Here is a 3,204-nt window from a genome sequence, read left to right on the forward strand (position 1 = left end):
CGGACACCGGCCTGCGGGTGACGTTCGACCGGCGGATCCGCGGCCGTGACCGGGACTTCCACTTTGGCATCCCCACCCCGGAGAACCGGTTCACCGGCGCCGAAGGAGCACACCCGATGAGGCTCAGCACCGTCCGAGTGGCCCGGGGCCGGACTGCCGTCGCGCGTGTGGAGAAGAAGCACGTCGTCCTGCTGCCCCACTCCGATGTCGGTGCTCTGCCGGCCTCCGGTGACGACTGGAGAGTTCGTGCCGGGGCCGAGACGGGCGAGTACTGCCGGCTCGACGATGTGACCTACGCACCATTGATCCCGCGCGCCAGCAGGGTTGTCCGTGCGACTTTGAACTATGCGGCTCACGCGAAGGAAGTGGGGCGAAACGCCCATGCTTCTTCCCTTGTGTCCACTAGGAATGGCGGCTCCTTGATCGGCGCCTACGATGCGGCGGCCGAAGGCAAGGACGTGGCGGCTCAATTGGCCTCCACACCACAGGCGGTGGGCTGCTGGCGAGCCCGGTTCGGGCAGTACCGGATCGCCGGTCTGGGTGATATGCCGCGTCCGGGTGGCCCAAGGACGGTGACGGACGAGCAGGTCGCCGCGGTGGTCACCAGGACGCTGGAATCCGCGCCGAAGAACGCGACACACTGGTCGACACGGTCGATGGCGAAGGAGATGGGACTTTCGCAGTCATCGGTGTCACGGATCTGGCGGGCGTTCGACCCGCAGCCGCACCGCTCGAAGAAGACCTTCAAGCTGTCGACCGATCCGTACGTCGTCGACAAGGTCCACGATGCCGTCGGCCTCTACCTGGACCCGCCCGAACGGGCATTGGTGTTCTGTGTGGATGAGTCGGGTCGGACCGGGGCGCGGTAACACCATTTCTGGTGTTCCGTTTCCCCGGCCCGCCCGCCGAACCGGACGTGCCCGTCTCCGAGCATCCGGCTTCCACGTGCTCTTGCCTCCGGTTAGCCGACGGCTGCCGGTATTGGCGTCCATGGTGTCGGTATGTTCCGCCTCCGATTTCGGTAGCGGACCACCGGAACCTTTTGGGGTTGGATCAGCGAGATCCCGTCTTCGGCCGGCGTTTCCCCGGGAGGAAGCGCCGGAACAAGGATGCCCACGGGACACGAGGATGTCGTTTACGCAGCCAGCGGGTCACCCGATGCCAGGAATACTCATCGGGATAGCAGCCACGCAACCGTCGACTTTCGTTGAGACGGTCGAATCGTCATGCCTGTCCGATTCCTTCGGGGACGCCGGTGACGTCCCGTTGGTGTGGTTCAGCTGAACGTGATCGTTAGGTGGAGAGCGCCAGGGTGCGGGATGCGGAGTAGGTGGGCGCGGCGGGTGGCGTCGCGCAGGAACGTGGTGGGGCTGCTGGTGAGGCTGGCGGCGCGTGGGGCATCCCACCGGATCAAGATCGCGGTGTCGCCACGGCGCACGGTAAGGCCGTCCGCGGCAGCCGAAGTCGCGCTGCCGTAGGCCGCCTCCGTGCCGTCGGTGAAGGTCACCTGGTCGGTCGGGTGCAGCACGAGCGGGATCAGTTCGCTCGCCGCCGAGCCGGCGGTCACGACGCGACGCACGGACTGCCGGGCGACAGTGACGTCGGTGGTGACCGCGGAATCGGGGGTGCGATACCGGATGCAGAAGGGTTCGCCGGGGGAGAGGTCGCCGCCGGTCCAGGGCCGTGCGGTGGGCGCACCGGTGAAGTACTCGGCCGTCAGGTCGCTGTTGGCGTCCAGCCGGCCGCCGTCGAGCTCGGTGGCCCAGGAGTCGCCGTTGTTGAGTGAGTACACGACCATGCCTGCGTCGGGGTGCCACAGGAAGGTGAGGCCGGAGCGGACGAGGCTGGTGGCTCGGGTGCCGAAGAAGGTTCCCAGGTAGAGGTTGGGGCGCCGGATGAAGAGGAAGTCCTGTTTGGCGTCACGGCGGAGTTCGACGAAGTTGTCCTGCCTCAGGTATGGCAGGTCGGAGATCGCGTCGTTCTTCTCTGCACGGGTCGGGGACCCATCGCCGTAAGGGACGTGCGCGATGACGCGCGGGGAGGTCTTGCCGCGCTCCAGCACCGGCACGGGATTCGGATCTGCCGCCCAGGCGGCGCGTGCGTCCGCCCGGTCCTCGCGGGCGGTGAAGAACGCCGCGAGCTCAGGTGTTTCAGGCACGAAGAGCGAGCCGAGGTGCGTGCGGTCGGGCTCCAGCATGACTCCGTCGTACGAGAGGGAGCTGGTGCGGGCGGAGGCGGCGACATTGGTGAAGTAGCCCGATCCATCGGGCTCCCACACCAGGTTGTAGCCGAGCCAGGGGGCGAATTTGCGGGCCATGGAGAGCATGGCCGGATCGCCGGTGAGGTGATAGAGCTCGGCCATGTCCGGCAGCATGACATCGAAGTTGTATCCGACGTCCATGCCGCGTGGTTCGTAGAAGAAACCTTGTGGGCTCTGACCGCGGTCTGCGATGAAGGTGATGCGTTCAGCCAGCCGTGTCTGCAAAGCGGCATCGGGGTCCAGTTGCAGACTCAGGGTCGCGCCTGCGAGGCCGGCGATGTAGTGGTTGGCGTATCTCAGGGGGTTCTGCCAGACGGTGGTGTTGCCGGGGTCGAGGAACCACACCATCGCTCTGTGCACGGCGGTCCGGATCTCGGTCTGCCGCTCGGGCAGGGCCCCGACCGTGCGCAGAACCTGCAGCGTCTTGCTCAGATACCCGAGTCCGAAACCGGTGGCTGCTCTGGAATATTCGGTGGGGCGGTACTCCGGCCATGAGCCGTTGTCGTGCTGCAGGCGCAGATAGTGCTGGAGCGCTGCGTCGAGGCGGGCCAGCAGTGCCGGGTCACCGGCGTACGGGTTCCAGGGCCGGGAGTTGGCGTAGAACCAGCTCAGCGTGTACACGTGCTCCTGGATCCGGGCGTTGTACGGCTCGTCCGGCGTGCGCCACCAGCCGCCCTTGAACCAGCCGTATGTGGCCGGGTCGGCATCCTCGATGTCGTTTGCCATCGGCGCGAGGGTCACCAGGTACGGCGCGTACCGCTGCTCCTCGGGGGCGAACAGCGTGCGGTCGGGGAGTCCCGGGGGCAGCGGGTCGAGGAGCGGCAGGGCGGTCGTCCCCTCGGTGGCGCCGGCGGGGCGGGCGGGCAGCGCGGTCAGCAGCGCTGCGGCGCCGGCAGCTCCGAGCAGCGCGCGGCGGCTGAGGCCGGGGAGTCCGGGCGCGGTGT

At 67.7% G+C, this 3,204-nt stretch carries 1 protein-coding gene and 2 pseudogenes; 2 read left to right on the forward strand and 1 reads right to left on the reverse strand.

Features of this window, described 5'->3' with window-relative positions; genetic code table 11:
• Positions 1 to 95 (forward strand): annotated as a pseudogene (locus tag ABZY11_RS43645) (vacuolar transporter); the annotation flags it as partial.
• Positions 96 to 500: 405 nt separating this feature from the next.
• Positions 501 to 845 (forward strand): annotated as a pseudogene (locus ABZY11_RS43650) (helix-turn-helix domain-containing protein); the annotation flags it as partial.
• 431 nt (positions 846 to 1,276) lie between these two features.
• Here the strand turns inward: ABZY11_RS43650 and ABZY11_RS43655 are convergent.
• The coding region (locus tag ABZY11_RS43655) for a hypothetical protein (RefSeq protein ID WP_356484492.1) at positions 1,277 to 3,204 on the reverse strand (1,928 nt) is incomplete at its 5' end.

It is taken from the genome of Streptomyces sp. NPDC006510 (assembly GCF_040611955.1).
Lineage (GTDB): Bacteria > Actinomycetota > Actinomycetes > Streptomycetales > Streptomycetaceae > Streptomyces.